This window comes from Photobacterium sp. DNB22_13_2 (assembly GCF_052873915.1).
The window spans coordinates 275,425-295,294 of the sequence record NZ_JBNNXU010000005.1 but is presented as its reverse complement, the minus strand read 5'-3'; the positions used below and the strand labels follow the sequence as shown (position 1 = coordinate 295,294).

The 19,870-nt window shown below is 46.2% G+C and carries 20 protein-coding genes; 4 read left to right on the top strand and 16 right to left on the bottom strand.

The annotated features are described in order from the left end of the window. Nucleotides 1–55: 55 nt before the first annotated feature. Nucleotides 56–337 (top strand): helix-turn-helix domain-containing protein, encoded by a 282-nt coding sequence (locus ACVA58_RS10485; RefSeq protein WP_446510390.1) that lies wholly within the window; start codon nt 56–58, stop codon nt 335–337. A 160-nt stretch (nt 338–497) separates the two neighbouring features. Here the strand turns inward: ACVA58_RS10485 and ACVA58_RS10480 are convergent, their stop codons facing one another. Further along, nucleotides 498–884 (bottom strand): hypothetical protein, encoded by a 387-nt coding sequence (locus ACVA58_RS10480; protein WP_446510389.1) that lies wholly within the window; start codon nt 882–884, stop codon nt 498–500. Nucleotides 885–1,543: 659 nt separating this feature from the next. Here ACVA58_RS10480 and ACVA58_RS10475 point away from each other — a divergent pair. The 3 genes from ACVA58_RS10475 to ACVA58_RS10465 all read left to right on the top strand — a co-directional run bounded on the left by ACVA58_RS10475 (nt 1,544) and on the right by ACVA58_RS10465 (nt 5,311). Next, the gene (locus ACVA58_RS10475; RefSeq protein ID WP_446510388.1) at nt 1,544–3,442 is read left to right on the top strand and encodes a PTS mannitol transporter subunit IICBA; all 1,899 of its coding nucleotides are present in this window, start codon (nt 1,544–1,546) and stop codon (nt 3,440–3,442) included. A gap of 134 nt (nt 3,443–3,576) precedes the next feature. Continuing rightward, the gene (locus tag ACVA58_RS10470) at nt 3,577–4,725 is read left to right on the top strand and encodes a mannitol-1-phosphate 5-dehydrogenase (RefSeq protein WP_446510387.1); all 1,149 of its coding nucleotides are present in this window, start codon (nt 3,577–3,579) and stop codon (nt 4,723–4,725) included. Nucleotides 4,726–4,774: 49 nt separating this feature from the next. Continuing rightward, a complete protein-coding gene (locus tag ACVA58_RS10465) occupies nt 4,775–5,311 on the top strand; it encodes an MltR family transcriptional regulator (protein ID WP_446510386.1) in 537 nt (178 codons plus the stop codon). A 73-nt stretch (nt 5,312–5,384) separates the two neighbouring features. Here the strand turns inward: ACVA58_RS10465 and nagB are convergent, their stop codons facing one another. The 15 genes from nagB to ACVA58_RS10390 form a co-directional block, all read right to left on the bottom strand. Beyond that, entirely contained in the window at nt 5,385–6,185 is an 801-nt protein-coding gene (gene nagB, locus ACVA58_RS10460) for a glucosamine-6-phosphate deaminase (RefSeq protein WP_446510385.1), read from the bottom strand. A 335-nt stretch (nt 6,186–6,520) separates the two neighbouring features. After that, nucleotides 6,521–7,063 carry an MltR family transcriptional regulator gene (locus ACVA58_RS10455; protein WP_446510384.1) on the bottom strand — a complete coding sequence of 181 codons (543 nt, stop codon included), beginning with the start codon at nt 7,061–7,063 and terminating at the stop codon, nt 6,521–6,523. Continuing rightward, entirely contained in the window at nt 7,053–8,609 is a 1,557-nt protein-coding gene (gene mtlA / locus ACVA58_RS10450; RefSeq protein ID WP_446510383.1) for a mannitol-specific PTS transporter subunit IIC, read from the bottom strand. The genes ACVA58_RS10455 and mtlA overlap by 11 nt, the downstream gene beginning before the upstream one ends. A 286-nt stretch (nt 8,610–8,895) precedes the next feature. Further along, entirely contained in the window at nt 8,896–9,177 is a 282-nt protein-coding gene (locus ACVA58_RS10445; protein ID WP_446510382.1) for a hypothetical protein, read from the bottom strand. A gap of 248 nt (nt 9,178–9,425) precedes the next feature. Next, nucleotides 9,426–10,241, bottom strand: a complete 816-nt coding sequence (gene phnE, locus ACVA58_RS10440) for a phosphonate ABC transporter, permease protein PhnE (protein ID WP_446510381.1) — start codon at nt 10,239–10,241, stop codon at nt 9,426–9,428. A gap of 8 nt (nt 10,242–10,249) precedes the next feature. Then, nucleotides 10,250–11,050, bottom strand: a complete 801-nt coding sequence (gene phnE / locus ACVA58_RS10435) for a phosphonate ABC transporter, permease protein PhnE (RefSeq protein WP_446510380.1) — start codon at nt 11,048–11,050, stop codon at nt 10,250–10,252. Then, on the bottom strand, nt 11,050–11,868 hold the full coding sequence (gene phnC / locus ACVA58_RS10430; RefSeq protein WP_446510379.1) for a phosphonate ABC transporter ATP-binding protein: 819 nt from the start codon (nt 11,866–11,868) through the stop codon (nt 11,050–11,052). The genes phnE (ACVA58_RS10435) and phnC overlap by 1 nt, the downstream gene beginning before the upstream one ends. An 11-nt stretch (nt 11,869–11,879) precedes the next feature. Beyond that, complete coding sequence (phnD, locus tag ACVA58_RS10425) at nt 11,880–12,818, bottom strand: phosphate/phosphite/phosphonate ABC transporter substrate-binding protein (RefSeq protein ID WP_446510378.1); 939 nt, start codon at nt 12,816–12,818, stop codon at nt 11,880–11,882. Between the two features lie 255 nt (nt 12,819–13,073). Further along, nucleotides 13,074–13,418: a hypothetical protein gene (locus ACVA58_RS10420; RefSeq protein WP_446510377.1), complete on the bottom strand. Its 345-nt coding sequence runs from the start codon at nt 13,416–13,418 to the stop codon at nt 13,074–13,076. A gap of 226 nt (nt 13,419–13,644) precedes the next feature. Continuing rightward, a complete protein-coding gene (locus ACVA58_RS10415; protein ID WP_446510376.1) occupies nt 13,645–14,772 on the bottom strand; it encodes an anhydro-N-acetylmuramic acid kinase in 1,128 nt (375 codons plus the stop codon). Between the two features lie 47 nt (nt 14,773–14,819). Next, nucleotides 14,820–15,812 carry a M23 family metallopeptidase gene (locus ACVA58_RS10410; protein ID WP_446510375.1) on the bottom strand — a complete coding sequence of 331 codons (993 nt, stop codon included), beginning with the start codon at nt 15,810–15,812 and terminating at the stop codon, nt 14,820–14,822. Between the two features lie 9 nt (nt 15,813–15,821). Next, nucleotides 15,822–16,205 (bottom strand): PilZ domain-containing protein, encoded by a 384-nt coding sequence (locus tag ACVA58_RS10405; RefSeq protein WP_446510374.1) that lies wholly within the window; start codon nt 16,203–16,205, stop codon nt 15,822–15,824. 268 nt (nt 16,206–16,473) lie between these two features. Then, nucleotides 16,474–17,685 carry an enoyl-ACP reductase FabV gene (gene fabV / locus ACVA58_RS10400; RefSeq protein WP_446510373.1) on the bottom strand — a complete coding sequence of 404 codons (1,212 nt, stop codon included), beginning with the start codon at nt 17,683–17,685 and terminating at the stop codon, nt 16,474–16,476. Between the two features lie 145 nt (nt 17,686–17,830). Beyond that, a complete protein-coding gene (locus ACVA58_RS10395) occupies nt 17,831–18,292 on the bottom strand; it encodes a methylated-DNA--[protein]-cysteine S-methyltransferase (RefSeq protein ID WP_446510372.1) in 462 nt (153 codons plus the stop codon). After that, on the bottom strand, nt 18,289–19,683 hold the full coding sequence (locus ACVA58_RS10390; protein WP_446510371.1) for an AlkA N-terminal domain-containing protein: 1,395 nt from the start codon (nt 19,681–19,683) through the stop codon (nt 18,289–18,291). The genes ACVA58_RS10395 and ACVA58_RS10390 overlap by 4 nt, the downstream gene beginning before the upstream one ends. Nucleotides 19,684–19,870: the final 187 nt, after the last annotated feature.

The window sequence follows — 19,870 nt, the reverse complement described above, 5'->3', positions numbered from 1 at the left end:
CTTACCCTGACAAAAATGATTTTTTAATAAATAGTAATAATGGTGACTAGATTTGATGAGTATTAGCGGTTTTAAAATTAGGGCACTAAGGCTTCACAAGAAAATGAAAAGTGAAGAGTGTGCCAACCACCTTGATATCACAACAACCTACCTATCTTTGATCGAAAACGGTAAACATACCCCCTCAAGAAAAGTGATCAGCAAAGCCGCCCGCTTATTTGATCAGCCTCCAAGCTACTTTTTAGAGTTGTCTGAACCGCTCCGTGCAGCCATTGAGGTTTCGAACAGCCTCAATGATATCGAAAAGCTTTATTTAAGCTCCATGCTATTGAAGTAAGATTAAGCAATTGATTAAATAGGTATATTTTCACTTACAAACATTACATCTTTATTTATTTTCCGTTAGGCTAATCACCTGACATCCTCGCCATTTGGCGAGGATTAGTGCATCAAAGCTAATTGTAGAAAAGTGTTAAGAAGAAAGTTCGCTCTGACACTTAGAAGTACACTCTAAAACCCGCTCTCGCTTCCAACTCAATATCAAGTTCATCTAAGTAGACCGCCGGCGTCAAATCAACATAGAAGCCCATTGGACGTACCCGGAATTCTGCACCAATACCCGGTGTGATCGCCACATAGTGTTTATTTCTATCTACGTATTGCCCACCAAGGAACAAGTAAAGTGGCGTACCTTGTACGCCGTAGGTTTTATTCACACCAACACCGAACTGATCATCAAGGCTGATATTGATTCTAAAACCGTTGTGCTTCATATCGACGCCCCAGAAAGGGTCGCCCACTGAAAGGCCAATACCAGTCTCAGCCTTCGCGGTCATTGATGCACACATACCCATGGCCAAAATGACGGACATTATCTTTTTCATGTTATTTCCACTGCGATAAAAGGCAGGATCTTAGAACGACGAAAACGATAAAATGTTAAGAGATAAAAGAATTTACTGACATTTTACAGTTTAGGTCAGCTTTTATACTCCAATGAGCAGGGACTAATCAAAATGAAAGCGGGTCACTGCTAGCGATTCAGATACACGTTCATCCACCAGCCATTCACACAACCAATAGATCAACAATCCCTCCTAGATATTTCTCGAATTTCCAGCTGTCCCACACTTACAAATCAATGTAATTAAATTACAAAACAATAAGCAAGACTCAAAAGCGAGCATATTTCGCACAGTTTTCGTGCGTAATTCATGCGTAAATTCATCACACAAATCAGCAATGATTTGGTTATGTGACAACGATCACTAATTATTTAAGGTGCCATCAAGGAATAAATGAGATCTAGATCACTAGTTATTGATAATCACTATCAATAACTGCCGGGTGAAAATTTAAAACAGCCAGGTTTCGTGAAGCAAGTCACACCAAGCCAAGACCATTCGATTTTTATGTGTGACTCAGATCACTAAATGGCGGGTTGGCATGCGTTTTTGAAATCTTGTGATACATTTTCCTCAACGATTAAACATACTTTTTGGGCCAGCTTGGTCATCCAATACATTACTTGAGGTTAACTTTTATGCTATCACCAGATGCAAAGATCAAAGTCCAAAGCTTTGGTCGATTCCTCTCAAACATGGTAATGCCAAACATCGGAGCATTTATTGCCTGGGGTTTCATTACTGCTTTGTTCATCCCAACCGGTTGGCTGCCAAATGAAACGCTTGCCTCCCTTGTTGGTCCAATGATTACTTACTTGCTGCCATTATTGATTGGTTATACTGGTGGTAAAATGACCGGTGGCGACCGCGGAGCCGTTGTTGGTGCGATAACCACAATGGGTGTCATCGTTGGTACAGATATCCCAATGTTCATGGGAGCGATGATCGTGGGGCCTCTGGGTGGTATCGCAATCAAGCGCTTTGATGAAGCCGTTCACGGTAAAGTAAAAAGCGGCTTCGAGATGTTGGTAAACAACTTCTCTGCAGGGATCATTGGTATGATCTGTGCGATCATTGCATTCTTTGTGATTGGTCCTGCAGTTAAAGTGCTATCAACCGGTCTTGCGGCTGGCGTAAACTTTTTGGTTTCAGCACACCTTCTTCCGCTAACCTCTATCTTTGTTGAACCAGCTAAAATCCTGTTCCTCAACAATGCGATTAACCACGGTATCTTCTCACCTCTTGGTATCCAGCAGTCTGAAGAACTTGGTCGTTCAATCTTCTTCCTAATCGAAGCAAACCCTGGTCCAGGTCTTGGTCTACTGCTTGCCTACATGGTATTTGGCAAAGGTAATGCCAAGCAGTCAGCAGCGGGTGCATCAATCATTCACTTCTTTGGTGGTATCCACGAAATTTACTTCCCATACGTACTGATGAACCCACGCCTGATCCTCGCGGTTATCGCAGGTGGTATGACAGGTGTGTTCATTAACGTTGTATTCGACTCTGGTCTTATTTCTCCTGCATCACCAGGTTCTATCTTTGCCGTACTACTGATGACACCGAAATCTTCGTTCGTAGGTGTAATCCTCTCTGTTATTGGCTCAGCAGCTGTGTCCTTCTTCGTCGCATCAATACTAATGAAAACACAACGAGACACTGGCGAAGATGATTTAGAAAAAGCCTCGGCAGCAATGAAAGACATGAAATCGTCTTCGAAAGGCCAAACCACTGGTGCTGCAATCAACCTTGCTGACGTGAAGTCTATCTACGTTGCTTGTGACGCAGGTATGGGGTCAAGTGCGATGGGTGCAAGCTTACTACGTAAAAAAGTAGATGCGGCGGGCCTTAATATCTCAGTTACAAACTTAGCAATTAACAACCTTCCAGCAGACTCGCAACTGGTTATTACCCACAAAGACTTAACAGACCGAGCGCGTACCTTTGCAGGGAATGCTATGCATATCTCTTTGAATAACTTCTTAGATGGTGACATATACGACAACCTAGTTTCAGAACTCACTGAAAGCCAAGGCAATGCAACACAAGCAACTGAAGCGCCAGTGGCAGCAGCGCAACCTGAAGCACCAGCTAATAATGATAATAAGCTGACTCTGACAAGCGATGCTGTTTTCCTTGGCCTGAAATCTGACAACAAGCAGGACGCTATCAAATTCGCTGGTGACCAACTCGTCAAACTGGGCAATGTCGCTCCTGAATATGTTGATGGCATGTTTGCCCGTGAAGAGTTGGTTTCAACTTACCTTGGCGAATCTATTGCTGTGCCACACGGTACGATTGAAGCGAAGCAGTTTGTCCAAAAAACAGGCATCGTGTTCTGCCAGTACCCAGAGGGCATCCAGTGGGGTGAGGATGACGATGACATCGCCAAGATGGTTATTGGTATCGCAGCTCAAGGTGATGAACACAACATGGTACTCATGGCTATCACTAACTCGCTGGATGATGACGAAGCGGTAGAGCGTCTACAGAACACCAGTAACCCAGAAGATGTTCTTCGCATCTTGAACGCATAACTGCCGTTCATACGAGCTACTGAGTGAGGGAGGCCTGTCCCCCGGCGGGCCTCACCTTCAGTCTAAATAGCTCACTGCTTATTTCGCAGTTAAGTCGTTAGCTATATAGATTCAACTTTAAAAGGTCAAATATTATGAAAGCGTTACATTTTGGTGCAGGTAATATCGGTCGTGGTTTTATTGGTAAGTTATTGGCAGACGCTGGTATCGCTGTTACTTTTGCTGACGTAAATGAAACCGTTGTTTCTGAACTACAAAAACGAAATGAATACACCGTTAAAGTCGTTGGCGAAGAATGTGTTGTTGAAACGGTTAAAAATGTCACTGCGGTAAACTCTGCAACAGATGCTGTTGTTGACTGCATTGCCGAATCTGACCTTGTCACTACCGCTGTCGGCCCAACAGTTCTAAAAATCATTTCTAAATCGATTGCCCAAGGCATCGAGAAACGTGCGGCTGCAAATAACATCGCCCCAATGAATATTATCGCTGCAGAAAACATGGTCCGTGGTACCAGCCAGCTGAAAGAAGTCGTGCTTGAACACCTATCTGATGAGATGAAAGCATTTACTGAAGAACATATTGGCTTCGTCGATTCTGCCGTTGACCGTATTGTTCCACCAGCCGCTGATGGCGAGACCGATCCATTAGCAGTGACCGTTGAAACCTTTAGTGAATGGATTGTGGACCAAACTCAATTCAAGGGCGAAATCCCCAATATTCCAGGCATGGAGTGTACCGATAACCTGATGGCTTTTGTTGAGCGTAAGCTGTTTACCCTTAACACGGGTCACTTGATCACCGCCTACCTTGGTGTGCTGGCTGGCCATGAAACGATCAAAGACTCGGTTGAAGATAACGCTATCCTTACGGAAGTTACCGCTGCAATGGAAGAAAGTGGCGCTGTACTTATTAAGCGTTACGGCTTTGATCCAAAAGCGCACGCCGCCTACATCCAGAAAATCCTAGGTCGCTTTGCCAACCCATATCTACGCGATGAAGTTGACCGCGTTGGCCGCCAGCCAATTCGTAAACTAAGCCCGCAAGATCGCCTGATCAAACCACTGAACGGGACGCTAGAGTACGGCTTGCCCAACAAACACCTGCTTAAAGGGATTGCAGCGGCCTTCCATTACAAAAATGAAGACGACCCTCAAGCCGTCGAACTACAGGCAATGTTCGCAGAAAAAGGATTTGCTGAGACATTGTCACACTATTCGGGGCTGAAGAGTGATGCAGAAGTTGTTAGACTAGCAGAAGACGCTTATGTAGCATTGAAATAATCAAATAACAAAGTGCCGCTAATGTGGCACTTTTTCTTGTAGTATCCTTATGCCAATACACCCAACTAATGAATCTGAATTACTTGAAGCAATAGCCGAAGCAGAAGGAGCTGCTGAAGTGCTACTTGCCGCCTATGATGCACTAGACGACAGTGTAGACGCGCTGCTGCAGAATATTTTTCATAAAGACGATTACGCGGTCAAATTTATCGTAGAACCTTTACTCACCAATGACGGTCCATTAGGTGAGATAATGGTACGAGGTAAGTTACTGCTGGGTTTAGGTGTGATCAGTAAAGAAATTTACGATGACATAGAAGTTTTTGTCACATTAAAAGAATGGGCCAAAGTCCAAGGCGACGATGTCTCTTTTACCGACGAAAACGTTTTGTTTGAGCTAAATCGGGTGAATGCGATAGCGAAAATCATGCCGATTAATTTTGACGCCGAAACAATTTCCAGCCTATCAGGGCCTATGCTGAACATGTACTTGGGCCGACACAACCAAAAAGTCCAATCGACTATTGTGCTTGCCATTACTGAAATCGTAAACCAGCTATTTAAAGATAATCCGCTGGCCTCTTAAGCATTGATTGTCTATAGGAACACCGCCTATAAAAAAAGCCACTTACGTGGCTTTTTTTATATTAAAGAGAGGGTTACAGCCCTTTGATGTTCTCGGCTTCAAGCTCAGTAAAGTATTTCACCGTTTTCACTTTGAGCTCCTGCTGTGCAGGCTCATCGGCAACAATAATAGCCTGACGGTGAAGTTGAAGCGCTGTCACTGTCCACATGTGGTTAACGCTACCTTCTACTGCCATCTGAAGTGCCAATGCTTTGTTGTGACCCAAGGACAGAATCATCACTTCCTCAGCATCAAGCAAGGTCGCCACACCGATAGTCAACGCATATTTTGGCACTTGGTTGATGTCGCCATCAAAGAAGCGAGAATTCGCAATACGAGTATCTTCGGTCAATGTTTTGATACGAGTGCGAGAAGACAGCGAAGAAGCTGGCTCATTGAATGCAATATGACCGTCGATGCCTACCCCACCCATGAATAGGTTTATTTTTCCATAGGACTTAATTTTTTCTTCGTAAGCCGCACAGTGTGCATCGATATCGTCGGCAAGGCCGTCTAGCAAGTTGACATTTTCATCTTTAATATCAACGTGTTTGAAGAAATTATTGTACATGAAAGATCGGTAAGACTCTGGATGATTAGGGTCAATACCAACGTATTCGTCCATGTTGAATGTCACTACATGTTTGAAGCTGACTTCACCGGCGTTGAAGAGTTCGATAAGTGCTTTATACGTTGAAAGCGGTGTACTTCCGGTAGGCAGGCCAAGCACAAATGGTCGCTCAGCCGTTGGCTTAAAGGCGTTGATCTTTTTTACGATATGGCGCGCAGCCCATTTGCCAACTTGCTCTGCATTTTGTAGTGGAATCAGTCTCATTAGAAGTATCCTGTAAAAATTAACCAGCTCTTAATTTTCATTGTAAAATAAGATCCGCGTTAAGGCTAATCTTTTCCAGTCATAAGTAGGCTAATTTATAGTTAAAAGGGTTATAACAATACTTAACAACCATATCCCACCCCACTTATTTTACGAAGCAAGATAAGGTGACAATGATGACAAGAAAAGAAGATATATGCCTAAGTAACCAAAAGTTACACGATTCAGAGCCTCATCAATACGTCTTTTGCACCGAAATAGAGGTATTGATGAGCTCAAAGGGGGGAGTTTAGTTTGGCTATGGCGCCATCGGGAAATGGTGCGAAGAAACAGAACTAGTTCGAGAGTCTGCTGTGGCGCAAATTCTCCACAATATCAGTAATGGCCAGCACTATAGTTGAGTGAACCTTTTGATTATGCCGATCAATAAACATATTGAGCATGGGCTCAGATAGGCCTTTCAACATGCTTGGGTCATAGTGAATTGGCATTGTTCGCTCAATCGCCGAGATCTTCCTCAACTCTTGAAGCACCTCTGCATCTGTAAAAGAGATATCATCTGACCTTGCTTCAGCCAAATCTTTCAACCGGACAAAAGTTTCGATATCACTGTACAACTGCTTGTTGATAACAGCTAACCCCAGTAACAACTTTGTTCTTACCAGCACATCCCCGAGCGGCCCACTATTTGAGATCAGAGGCTCAATGACAAACTTCACCGAGTAATCATTTTGCTCAAACAAGCTTTGCATTAGAGCGCCGACAGTATCATCAAGGGCATGATAAGCAGCACTGAATACCGAACTGACATTATCTGCCTGCGATATTACCTCTAGAAGCTCCGATTCATTCGGTAGATGGATGGATTCAGTTCGCATGCGTCTGCACACCATTGAGGATGCGGATAACATCATTTGGATCTATTGTTGTCTTCAAGGTTTCCAATGCTGCTTCGTCATCTAGAGCACAGCTGATTGACGCTATGACATGAATATGTGCTTCTCCCTTGGCGGCAATGGCAATCACCAAATTACCATCTTCACCTTTTTCATCCCCCCAGAGAACTCCTTCAGGATATTGGCAGAACACCACACCCGTTTCTTTGACATTGTCTCTTCCGGCGATCATGCCATGAGGAAAGGCTATTGAGTTTCCAAGATAAGTCGATAACAATTGCTCTCGCTTTAACATATCCCCTACGTATTCTTCAGAAACGTTTCCTTGCTTGACCAACTGTTCACCAGCAAACCGAATGGCCTCTTCCTTGTTGGCATGCTTCAACCCCAAAAATACATTCTCTGTTGTGACAGGGCAAAGCTGCTGTAGCCCGCTGCCAATTGGTTGAAGGGACATTGTTGACTGTGCTGCTTCTGGTAGTAATGGATGTTGCCTATCCTTTGCTTGGCCTATTTTGACTTTCATAAGTGCAACAGCCACAACAAAAGACACCGCTGTTGCCACTACGACGGACAGTACGACACCAAGTAATGAGGATTTTGGCGCCATTAATAAAATAGCCACAATAGAGCCAGGAGAAGCGGCTGAAATGAGTCCAGCATCAAAAACAACGAGCGTTGAAGCCCCTGCCATACCACCAGCAATCACAGCAAGCAGCAACCTAGGATTCATCATCACGTACGGGAAATAGACCTCTTGGATCCCACCGAAAAGATGGATAATCGATGCACCAGCGGCGGTTTGTCTTTCTAGCTTTTTTCCCGTCGCGATATAGGCTAAAAGCAATCCAAGACCGGGACCCGGGTTTGATTCGAGCAGGAAGAAAATGGAATACCCAACCTCTTCGGCCTGTTGAATGCCTAGAGGTGAGAGAACCCCATGGTTTATAGCATTATTTAGGAACAATACCTTCGCAGGTTCAATCAATACTGAAACCAAAGGTAAGGAGCCGTTCTCTACCATCGCCTCCGCTCCGGCGACTAACATTGCAGACATTACGCTTACCGTAGGGCCAATAAAATAAAAGGCCACCACCGCACCCAGCATCCCTACGAGGCCAGCAGAAAAGTTGTTTACCAGCATTTCAAAGCCGCTTTTCACTTTACCATTAACGGCCATATCAAAATGTTTTATTGCCAAGCCACCTAAGGGACCTGCAATCATTGCCCCCATCAGCATCGGTATATCAGCCCCTGCAATCAGGCCCATCGCCGTTATAGTACCGACAATTGCACCTCGCTCCCCAGAGACCAAACGGCCACCGTGGTAACTGATCAATATAGGCAATAGGTAAAACATCATCGGATCGACTAACGTTGCTAAATCACTGTTTGGAAACCAACCAGAAGGAATAAATAGCGCGGAAATTAATCCCCAAGCGATAAATGCGCCAATATTGGGCATAACCATATTCGAGAGAAAGCGCCCAGCCCCCTGGACCTTCATCTTTGAATCTGGTGAAAACATCTGGTTGACCTCTGTACTGTATAGCTCGCTATCCGATATAGCAGGCTGTTTGAATGCAGCAGGAATGTATCATGGCAATATAAAACATCGCGCATGAATAAGGCCAATAAGTAGACATGGATCACACTAACGCAAGAGCGACTCACGACAGCAAAGTGATAAGCGTCACAATAAAATCAAAAAACATTGATTAAAACACCAATTACTCTCTACAAAACAACTAATGTGTAATTTCACAACCGATTCAAAGGATCCTCCAATGACCTAGTGAGCCTGTTTCCACAAGCTATTTCTTGCCACGGATCGATTTGAATGCCTCGAAAACGAAAGTCGCAATACCACCTGCTGGGTCTGAATTCGCATAATCCTCTAGCGGCGCAACGAAGTTTGATTTGAATTTGTCTACAGCCTCCTCTGATGAATCCGCATAAATCACATCACCCTCAACCTCGAATCCCATATCCAATAACTGCTGTTTCTCAGAAGAAAAGCTGTTGCTTGCCATTTCAATATACGTAAACGCTTTACAGTTTGAATCTGGTTTACAAAAGAATTGATACTTTGCCATTCGTCTTTCCCTGCCGTTTTCGTTGATGGTTACTGCACTTCATCATTCTATATGAAGGCGTTTACAGGGACGCATAAGACGCTATTTTTTGCGAGCCACTAGGGACATAGAGATGCTCATCCACCTAAAGTGTACCCAAGTGGCCTCAAGTTGTAGATTGAATAGCCTCATCAGTGCATTGACTTACTGTGTTATCAAAAAAAAGCTCACCGAAGTGAGCCTTTTCGCTGCCGAGAAGTTTCCGACCATTAAATCAGTGCATGACGGCAGCGGGCTGATACCCACTCAGACACTACAACGGTTGCCAGAATCGAGAGAAAAATCACGGTTACCTGCGGCCACGCCAGCACTGCCATTGACTCTTGCAGTTTTAGACCGATACCACCAGCACCGACCAAACCCAGTACGGTTGACTCACGGATATTAATATCCCAACGGAAGATCGATGTACCGATGAAGTTTGGTAATACCTGTGGCATCACAGCGTAATCGAGGATCTGGAGCGATGATGCGCCAGTTGCAGTGATCGCGGCCACTTGGGTTTTGTTCACTTCTTCAATTGCTTCATACATTAGCTTGGCAACAAACCCAATCGAGCGCAGGGCAATGGCAATAATACCCGCCAGCAGGCCTGGACCCAGTACTGCCACCAACAATAAAGCCCAGATCAATGAATTGATCGACCGACTTGCGGCTATGATATAAAGCGCCACCGGACGAACGAATACCGTCGAGGGTGTGGTGTTCTTAGCGGCCAAGAATGCCACCGGAAAGGCCATAACGACCCCCAGTAATGTGCCTAGGGTGGCAATGTTGAGCGTATCCCACAGAGGTTGCCACAATTGCTCCATATAAGACCAACGTGGCGGCCACATCCGACCGGTAATATCTGCCACTTGATTAGGTGCATCAACCACAAAGAACCACATCGTGTCCTTGTTCATCACCTGCCAGCAATAGATACAAACCGACACAAAAATCAACCAACCAAACCAACGCCACAAGCTCTCTTTTGCCGAATATTTTTGCCATTGGGCCTGATACGTAAAATGAGTGTTAGACATACCGGCTCCTATTGAATGCGGTTACGAATGATGGCTGAAACATATTCTGCCAACATGACAAGACCAATTATGATCAGCAAAATCGCAGCTGCCGAGCTGTACTCATAACGATCCATCGCGGTATTGAGTGTTGCACCGATACCTCCGGCACCGACAATACCGATCACTGCAGATTCACGGAAATTGATGTCCAAGCGATACATACTCAGGCCTATCACGCGCGGCATAACCTGTGGTTGAATCGCATAATTCACCTGCTGGAACCAGCTAGCACCTGTGGCTTTCATAGCAGTCAGCGCAGCAGGATCCACCGACTCAATCTCCTCGGCAAACAGTTTTGCCAAAAAACCGATCGTGGCAAACGTCAAGGTCACGAAGCCGGCAAAAGTACCGAAACCAAACAAGGCAACACACAAGATAGCGATGATAATTTCCTGGAAGCTCCGGGCAACAGCAACGAAACTGCGGCAAAACAAGTAAACCGGGCGAGGAGCCAGATTTTTTGCGGCACCCAACCCGAAGGGGATCGACAGCAACACTCCGGCTACCGTCGACGTCAAGGTCATCGTCAGGCTTTCAACCAAACCGATACCGATGTTGTCCCAGCGACTGACAAAGTCCGGTCGCATGAAGGCCATAATAAAGTTCAGGCCCCGATCGGTCCCCTCATAAACTCGCATCCAGTTGATTTCAACCGAACCAATTGCCAAATAAAAATAGATACCGGCACCGAGCCATAGCAGCCAGCGCCAAAAAGGTTGCGCAATAAAAGGCGGCTTTTTCCATTCAGTCGGGTAAGTTTGGGCCATTATGCAGGCTCCAGCATCAGCTCGGCCGTCACAGGCATACACTCTTCTTCCACCGTATCAGAAGCACTGTTCCAATCTTCTTCACCGTAAATACGAGTCAAAGCATCATGGCCAAGTTCTTCAGGCTTACCATCAAAAACGACTTCACCGGCTTTAAGCCCGATAATACGATCAACAAACTGTTTGGCTAAGTTCACATCGTGAATATTAATAATGGCCGGTAGCTGGTTCTCATTACAAATATCACTGATCAGGCGCATTACCTGACGGGCAGTACGTGGATCAAGAGCTGCAGTTGGTTCATCGATCAATAGCAATTCTGGTTGCTGGGCAAGGGCGCGGGCAATACCCACACGTTGGCGCTGGCCACCGGACAGAGCATCGGCGCGTTTATCAGCATGCTCCATCAAACCGACACGATCAAGCAGCGCATAAGCCGATTGGATATCGTTACCTTGATATTTACGTAGGAAACTGCGCCAGAAAGGTACATAGCCCAAACGACCAGACAGTACGTTTTCCATTACGGTAAGTCGCTCAACCAAGGCGTATTCCTGGAAAATCATCGCAATTTTTCGGCGTGATTGACGCAGTTCACGACTTCCCAGTTTGGTCAAATCCTGCCCTTTGAACAAGACCTCTCCAGACGTAGGCTCAGTTAAGCGGTTTACGCAGCGGATCAGTGTTGATTTACCGGCCCCTGAGGGGCCGATAAGTCCAACAACTTCACCTGCTTGGATGTCTAGCGATACATTGCTCAGCGCTTTATCTTTTGGTGAGTACTGCATCGTTAGCGAACGAAGTTGAAGTGTTGACATAATGGTTCCTATTAACGGCAAGTGTAAGAGACATCGTTTGCCTCATCAATGGTACGGATCACCGCCCAATGCTCTTGGTATGTAATAGGAATGAATTTCGCCTCGCCGTTACGAGTGAACTCTTCTTGTAATTGAGTTCCTTCCCAATCAAAGCTGAAGAACGCCTCTTTGATCTTCTCTTGAAGCTCTGGGTGAAGGTTGTGTGCGACACCGTATGCCGTTGTTGGGAAAGTTTGTGACGTGTAAATGTTTTTGATATCTGACTCTTTAACCACTTCACGGTCTAGCATGCGCTGTAGTACAGAGTTCGCTACTGCTGCAGCGTCATAGTCCTTGTGAGCAACACCAATAACCGAGTTATCGTGTGCTCCAGAGAAGGCTGGCGTGAAATCACGTTCTGGGACCATATCGTACTCTGCTTTCAAGATTGCTGAAGGCGCTTTGAAGCCGGAGTTCGAGGTCTGTGCAGTGAACGCAAGATTCTTGCCTTTTAGATCTTCAACACTCTCGATACCAGAGTCAGCATGCGTGATGATTTCCATCTCATAACCAAAAGAGCCGTCTTCACCGGCCATAATTGTAAAAGGTACGAAACCAGAACAATTAACGGCTAGAGGTGTAGAGCCAGTGTTGAAACCCGCAATATGCAAACGGCCAGAACGCATGGCTTCAATTTGCGCAGCGTTATTTTGCACCGGGAAGAAGCGTACAGACTTACCCGTTTTCTCTTCCATGTGCTCTAGAAACTCGCTCCATACGCTAGCGTATACCGATGGGTCTTCAACTGGCGTATAAGCAAAGATTAACGTTGATGGGTTAGACCACTCAGCTTCACTCTGTGGTAGATCGGCAGTAAGATTGCCGGTACGATCTTCGTAACGCGTATCCATTGCAAAGACTGACGTCGTCAATACCAGTGATACCGCCGCAGCTAGTGATTTTTTGAACATATTAATCCCGTAATATATGAGCATGTTTGAAATTCATGCTGAATATAGGGATTGGGAGTGACAGAAAAGCTTAAGTTCGATGATGGAAAAAAGACAAGATGTTTCAATTCATTACAAAAGGGATAACAAGCAAAGACTATGCACGATAGGCTCACATCAAATGAAATTACTTACTATTTCGTACTCGTTAGATAAAAATAACCGCAATAAACAGTCGTTGTCACAACCTAAAGTGCATCTAAACTCAATAAAAAGTTAATAACTGAGTTCAAATTTCACCGCGCCGCTGTCAATATCAACTGTACTGTCATCAACCATTGCGCCACCAGCCTCGACAGAAATACTAAAGTCATTGGTCGCATTGAATTTTAGGCCCGCACCAAACTCAGTAGGATCTTCAACATTTTTATTTTGGTAAATACTGAAATTGTCCCGTCCCGTATTATCGACAGGACGGCTACCCTGACCGATAAACTCTAGCGGCTGCTTAGCTTGTGACTCTTCAATAAAGATCTCACCCAGCTCCCGCTCTTTGACCGCGTGCGCAGTACCAGCAACCAATAACAATACCAACAGTCCATGTCGCCACTGACCCATCATGTATAACCTCACTACTTACCACATACATCTATGGCTTTTACTTACTGATTTATAACCCACTCATCACAATATGCCGGATACTAAGGAGACATTTCTATACTGAAAAGGTCCTTGAGATAACTGGCAGTATATATGGTTGTAAACCATCGCTTTGTGAAAAACAATGCTTATGAATTATCATCTAACCATTTTTGACAAAAATACGCTTAGCATCAACAAGTACCGTTTAGGCTGGGTAGATAACACCTAATGAAGCCAATTCTGCTGCTCCTGTGACTTCCGGTACATTGCTAGGTTGGCCATGAATGCGTTGGCGGGCAAGCCAAGCAAAGGCCATCGCCTCCATGTAATCGGGGTCAATGCCTGCATCGCGGGTATTAGCCACTAACCAGGCAGGCAATAGCTCAGCAAGGCGAGACATCAGAATAGGGTTATTCACCCCACCGCCACACACCAACAAACGTGGTTGCTCACCAATGGTAAAGCAGGCCACCTGTTCGGCAATCGTTTGTGCAGTAAACTGCAACAAGGTTGCCTGTACATCCTGCTCCGAGACGGCGTCTACCAAACCATTCAGTTGGCCTTCCAACCACGGTAGATTGTAGTGCTCTCTTCCGGTGCTTTTCGGATAGGAGCGGCTAAGGTATGGATCTGCCATTAATTTCGTTAGCAAAGGCTGATTGACCGTCCCGGATGCAGCGAGGACACCACATTTGTCATATTTCTGGCCATGATGGAGATACACCCAAGCATCCATCAACATATTACCCGGTCCTGTATCGTAGCCAATAACAGGCTGTTCGGGTTGCAGTACCGAGATATTGGCAATACCGCCTATATTCAATACCACCGTTGTCGAGTCTAGTTCGGAAAATAAGCCTTTGTGGAACGCTGGGACTAAAGGTGCCCCCTGCCCACCCAGCGCCATATCTTTACGACGAAAGTCGGCGACGGTTGTAATACCGGTTTTAGCGGCCACGATATTGGCATCACCCAACTGCATGGTGAATGGGTAATCGCCATCCGGCTGGTGGTATACCGTCTGCCCATGGTTTCCTATGGCTGTTACAGCAGAGGCCTTCACCTCCGCCTTTTCCAGTAATTGATTAACCGCATCGGCAAAAAGATGCCCCAATTGGTGATCCAGCTGACCAATTAGTTTTAGGTTCGTCGCCTGCCCTATGCACACATCAAGCAATGCTGATTTCAATGCCTCAGGCATCGGGTAGGCATCGGTTGCCAACAGTTCAGGCATTGAACTCTGGTGAGACTCACTGTCAAATGCCACCAACGCCGTATCCACGCCATCTAGGCTGGTACCTGACATTACACCAATATATAGCTCGCGGGTCATAGCGTTTCCTTTCACAGACGTGGTAATTTCAAACCTAGGCCGATGAGTTACCCTTCTTCACCTGTGAGGCCTTTTTCATTGCTTGCCGTTTGGATAGGACGAGCAATATGAGGCGACTGGGTGAGCTGTACCTGCATCGACACCACATTATTGATCATATTAAGCAAAGACGCCCATTGAACGGTTTTTTCTTTTTCAAACAAGCTCTCGAAGTTATCCGGTGTCCACTCAACAAATGGTCGAGGATTCAAGGCTCGTCCCAAAAAGCGGATTTCATAGTGCAAATGTGGACCCGTCGACAACCCCGTATTGCCCGTCCAGCCAATCAATTCACCTTTACGGACAAACTCACCACGCTTGACATTAAATTTCTTCAAATGAGAGTAGGTGGAGGTAAAGCCCATGGTGTGATCGAGCTTAAGGAAGTTACCCGACCCCTTGTTACTTGGGCGGATCACTTCTATCACGCCATCTGCTGGCGCGTAGATCTCGGTGCCGGTATTGGCGGCAAAATCCAAGCCCAAATGGCGCTTGCGTTTACCCGTTACCGGATGAACTCGGGTACCGAACTGCGATGACATCCTGATCCCTGGCGTCGGATTGCCATTTGGGATCATACGGAATAAGGTTCCTCTTACTGCAGAGCTGATCGCTGCGCTGTCTACTCGCTCCTCAAGGGTAACCACTTCACCATCTTCGGCGGTTTGCAGACCCAGGATGGTTTCTACGTCATCAATACGCAATGAAAGTGCATCTAGCTCCGCTTTCTTATCATTGAGTTCTTCAATCAATTCACGGTTACTGGCACTTTCTTCAGACAAGGAAGCACTGAGCTGCTGAGCCTGAACATTAAGCAGATTAAGCTGCTGGTTGGAATGAAGCTTCTCTTGATAAAGGGTATATACACTGTACCCACCAGCTGCGGCGGCAGATATAATAGCGGTTGTCGCTAAGGCGATATAACGTTTCTTGAAGCGATTAATAAGATAATGAGAGGTGCCACGATGATCGGACACCGAAATACAAATGTTTTCTGACATGATAACAATTCACGACTCGTCGAGATGGTTTTGCAAATCAGCTAGTTGTTCCAGCTCACGATGTAATAGTTCATCAGTGCCAACATTTAATTCGACCAAACGCCGGAGATGCCCGGCACTTTCTAAATCAATATGGAAGATATGCATACGTAAATAAGCAGCATCATGGTGAACCAGCTGGGTTTCCATCCGCAGCTCAATGTCAGAGTCGTGCAGGCAAAACGATAAAAGATATTTATCGTCAGTATCTTGAACAGTCCAGCTCTCCGGCTTGGTCAACAAGATCCCCTGCAGGGACAGGTCCCGTATTTCCGCCTGCCAATCACCATTGGCATTCGTTAGCGTAGCTGGAGCCTGATATAAAATACGACTAAAGTGACGACGTTCAACCATAATCACTGCATTCTTTGTTGTTGTTTTATTGAACTAATTGTAATGATTATTCGCTGAATAGACCAGATTTATCCTCAGACAGAATTAATAATATCGAGGTTTTATGATCTCAATACTGATAAAACGCTGGAGAAAGGGGCATGTACAATGCAGAGTGCGTTTCATTTGTGAGAAAATACAAGTCGCCATTACCTTCACCTATATTAAGGCGACAAGATAATGACGATATTATCAACAGAGTTGCTTATCGAGTTTGCAACACTATAGGCTAAGGCTGTAATGCTTTGAGGCTATCCAGAACTATATCCTGCTGGTAATCAACACCTGCTAAGCCGAAGCCATTGAGTTCCATAAAGTCCTGCTTATAACCTGCATAGTCACCCAACTCGGCAAAATTATCAGTATTCATCTCGGCCATTAGCTCATTGACCTTCTGCTGCACATCAGGCGCCAACTCCCAATCATCCATACGGATCAAGCGCTGCTCATCGGTTAATACACATTGCTGAGAATCTTTCTGGGTATAAAACCGCGCACTAAACAATCGCTGCATCTGCTCGATACAGCCTTCATGGGTGCCCTTCTCTTTCATCACCTTGAACAAGGCAAGAATGTAAGGGGTGAAAGCCGGAATGAATACGCTGGCTTTAGTCACCAAGGCTTTACACACGGCAACATGGGCTTGTCCGCCAATTACTGCAAGTTGCGTATTAAGTCCCTCGGCAGTGTTATGCATGTGCTCTTTGGCCCGCCCGAGGGTACCATGGTGATAGATAGGATAAGTCACTTCTGGGCCTATGTAGGAATAAGCCACGGTACGGCAACCTTGCGCCATAACACCAGCGTCAGACAAACACTGTATCCAACTGGCCCAGTCTTCCCCTCCCATGACTTTCACGGTATCGGCAATCTCTTCCCTGCTAGCTGTTTCAACCGTCATTTCCGCTAAACTGTCGGTCTCCAGATCCAAGGTCGGACCGACGACTGGCTTACCTGTGGTTTTGATCACCGAGCGCCACATGTCGCCGGTGTCAGGGTTTGGTCGGACGCCGGTTGCCAAGCTATACACGACAAGATCAACTTGGCCGCCAAGATCGTTACTGATCGACTCGATCACTTGCTGGCGAACTTGCTCTGAAAACGCATCACCGACAATATTTGTTGCAACTCGACCCGCGTTCTCCGCTTCCTGCTTAAAGAAGATATTGTTATACCAACCAGCACTGCCAACACCTTTGTCACTTGGACCACGCTCAAACGACACGCCAACAGTGTCAGCTTCTGCGCCACCAAAGGTATGGGCAATACGCGATGCCAAACCAAACCCTGAAGAAGCACCCAGTATCAGTACCCGTTTTGCACCTTGCACAATCGGCTTGGCCTGTTTCACATAGTCAATTTGCTTACGTACCGCTTGCTGGCAACCATAAGGATGGGCCGAGCGAGCGACAACACCTTTTATCACAGGCTCAATAATCATTGTTTACTCCAAACGAATCACTAAAAACCGCCACTGATGCCACCCTATCGAAATTTAATCGGTAGCAATAGCAAAGAAATCAATAAATGCTCAGAGTCCTGATTTCTTAGCACCTAGCTTTTACGCAAGATGATTGAGTGAAATGTTATTTAGCTAAGTGCTGCTTTTCATGATCGAGCAACCATACCTTGATATCCAAGCCACCCGCATACCCTGTCAGCTTACCAGAGCTGCCGATCACCCGATGACAGGGCACAATGATCGGTACTGGGTTTTTGCCGTTGGCTGCGCCGACAGCACGCACCGCTTTCGGGTTGCCGATATCTTTGGCGATATCACTGTAAGAGCACGTATCGCCGTACTCGATACCATTCAATGCCTGCCATACTGTTTTTTGAAAAGTCGTGCCAGCCATTTCCAACTCGACATCAAAATGCTCTCGCTGACCGTTGAAGTATTCAGCCAATTGCTGACAGCATAGCTCGGTCGTCTCTGACGGCTGCTGCACCCGATCATGTTCGGCGGCAAACTCAATGGCAGTAATCGCATTCGCGCTCGCCACTACATTCAGCCAGCCGATTGGTGTATTGATAAGCTGATTACTCATAATGTTTTCCATAAATATAGGGTTAAATAACTTTGCCAAGGCGCCGCCAGATCGGGCTGACATGGCTTTAGCTGATCTTGTCGTTTCTGCAGTGCTTTTTTTACACCCAAATCACCGATAAGGAAGATATTGGGATCACTCAAGCCACGCATTTTAAGGTAATCAACTGTCCACGGACCTATTCCAGGTAAGGCCAGTAACTCATTCGGATCCTCTATCCCCTGTTCAGCCACATAGCGGCCAAATCCCCGCAAGGTCTCCCGGCGACGTTCAGGCATACCCAGCGGGTTCAAGTCATAGTCAACGAAAGCATCAGGCTCAGGGAAGAACAGCCGTTCAGGAAGGTTATCCGGGTTCATTAGAATCAGCTTCTCGGCCAGATTACGCGCAGCTTTTACTGATACCTGCTGGCCCAAGATAGCCCGAATGCCCGCCTCAAACGGGCTCCAAGTTCCCGGTAAACGTAGGCCCGTTTGACTCAAGGGCTGCCCCATTGCCGCTTCAATCGCACTATCAATCACGCCTGAATCGGCATCCAAATCTAAACAACGGCGAATATTGGCAATAGCTCTAGGTAGACGCTGCAAGTCAGAAAGCCTCAGCTCAACCTGAAAGCGCGCTTTACCTTCTTCATGGAAGGCGGTAAACCAACCCTGCCCGTATTCTTTACCAAACGTTCGGCCATAGCTGTTTTCGTCCAGCCACTCCAAACCTTCAACCAAACGGGAAGCGAAGAACTCGCGCACTGAATCCCAGTCGTAAGGCGGCCGATACGACAAGGTGACCGTCACTATCTGAGTTTGGTTGTCCGAATGACGACTCAGTTCAGCGTCATTTAGCTGCTTACGCACTTGCGATGGAGTCAGTGAAAAGTGTTGTTGAAAGCAATCATTAAATCGCCGGATGCTGTTAAACCCACTCGCCAACGCGATATCCGTAACCGGTAATTGGCTTTCATGAAGCAACTTTTTGGCCAACAGACATTGTTGATAGAGGCTATAAGCCTTAGGAGACAGACCCATCTCATCATTAAACAACTGTCTCAAATAGCGATCGGTTACACCGAGGCGCTCGGCCAATTGCACCAAGTTACTGTCGATCAGTGCCCCTTCGTCAATCAAGCGCTGCGCCCGCACAAAGGTCGTGCTTTTGCCCTGCCATGCTGGCGATCCCGGCGCGCTGTCTGGCCGACAACGCAAACAGGGACGATAACCCGCCTGTGCCGCCGCCACTGCTGAGGGGTAATACTCAACATTCTTTTCCAATGGAGAAGGAGCCGGACATATCGAGCGGCAATATATACCGGTGGTTTTCACGGCGGTAAAGAACAGTCCGTCGTAACGTCTATCCCGTGCCATGCGGGCTTGCTGGCATTCGGTTGGGGTCATCATGGTGGGGTGTCCTTGCAGGTACTAAACCATTGGGTTGATAGCTATCCTTTTAGTCTACCCCGCAGTAAGGACAATACTAGCCATTTTCGGAACTGAATGATTTCAATTGTACGCTTGAAAAAATATAGCGCCTTCTAACAAGAAGGCGCTATTTAGCAATGGTTATAAACAACCCAGTGTTAATCAC

What these genes read in the sequence shown, in the direction of transcription:
- ACVA58_RS10485 (WP_446510390.1), top strand. Translation starts at nt 56, where the DNA reads ATGAGTATTAGCGGTTTTAAAATTAGGGCACTAAGGCTTCACAAGAAA.
- ACVA58_RS10480 (WP_446510389.1), bottom strand. Translation starts at nt 884, where the DNA reads ATGAAAAAGATAATGTCCGTCATTTTGGCCATGGGTATGTGTGCATCA.
- ACVA58_RS10475 (WP_446510388.1), top strand. Translation starts at nt 1,544, where the DNA reads ATGCTATCACCAGATGCAAAGATCAAAGTCCAAAGCTTTGGTCGATTC.
- ACVA58_RS10470 (WP_446510387.1), top strand. Translation starts at nt 3,577, where the DNA reads ATGAAAGCGTTACATTTTGGTGCAGGTAATATCGGTCGTGGTTTTATT.
- ACVA58_RS10465 (WP_446510386.1), top strand. Translation starts at nt 4,775, where the DNA reads ATGCCAATACACCCAACTAATGAATCTGAATTACTTGAAGCAATAGCC.
- nagB (WP_446510385.1), bottom strand. Translation starts at nt 6,185, where the DNA reads ATGAGACTGATTCCACTACAAAATGCAGAGCAAGTTGGCAAATGGGCT.
- ACVA58_RS10455 (WP_446510384.1), bottom strand. Translation starts at nt 7,063, where the DNA reads ATGCGAACTGAATCCATCCATCTACCGAATGAATCGGAGCTTCTAGAG.
- mtlA (WP_446510383.1), bottom strand. Translation starts at nt 8,609, where the DNA reads ATGTTTTCACCAGATTCAAAGATGAAGGTCCAGGGGGCTGGGCGCTTT.
- ACVA58_RS10445 (WP_446510382.1), bottom strand. Translation starts at nt 9,177, where the DNA reads ATGGCAAAGTATCAATTCTTTTGTAAACCAGATTCAAACTGTAAAGCG.
- phnE (WP_446510381.1), bottom strand. Translation starts at nt 10,241, where the DNA reads ATGTCTAACACTCATTTTACGTATCAGGCCCAATGGCAAAAATATTCG.
- phnE (WP_446510380.1), bottom strand. Translation starts at nt 11,050, where the DNA reads ATGGCCCAAACTTACCCGACTGAATGGAAAAAGCCGCCTTTTATTGCG.
- phnC (WP_446510379.1), bottom strand. Translation starts at nt 11,868, where the DNA reads ATGTCAACACTTCAACTTCGTTCGCTAACGATGCAGTACTCACCAAAA.
- phnD (WP_446510378.1), bottom strand. Translation starts at nt 12,818, where the DNA reads ATGTTCAAAAAATCACTAGCTGCGGCGGTATCACTGGTATTGACGACG.
- ACVA58_RS10420 (WP_446510377.1), bottom strand. Translation starts at nt 13,418, where the DNA reads ATGATGGGTCAGTGGCGACATGGACTGTTGGTATTGTTATTGGTTGCT.
- ACVA58_RS10415 (WP_446510376.1), bottom strand. Translation starts at nt 14,772, where the DNA reads ATGACCCGCGAGCTATATATTGGTGTAATGTCAGGTACCAGCCTAGAT.
- ACVA58_RS10410 (WP_446510375.1), bottom strand. Translation starts at nt 15,812, where the DNA reads ATGTCAGAAAACATTTGTATTTCGGTGTCCGATCATCGTGGCACCTCT.
- ACVA58_RS10405 (WP_446510374.1), bottom strand. Translation starts at nt 16,205, where the DNA reads ATGGTTGAACGTCGTCACTTTAGTCGTATTTTATATCAGGCTCCAGCT.
- fabV (WP_446510373.1), bottom strand. Translation starts at nt 17,685, where the DNA reads ATGATTATTGAGCCTGTGATAAAAGGTGTTGTCGCTCGCTCGGCCCAT.
- ACVA58_RS10395 (WP_446510372.1), bottom strand. Translation starts at nt 18,292, where the DNA reads ATGAGTAATCAGCTTATCAATACACCAATCGGCTGGCTGAATGTAGTG.
- ACVA58_RS10390 (WP_446510371.1), bottom strand. Translation starts at nt 19,683, where the DNA reads ATGATGACCCCAACCGAATGCCAGCAAGCCCGCATGGCACGGGATAGA.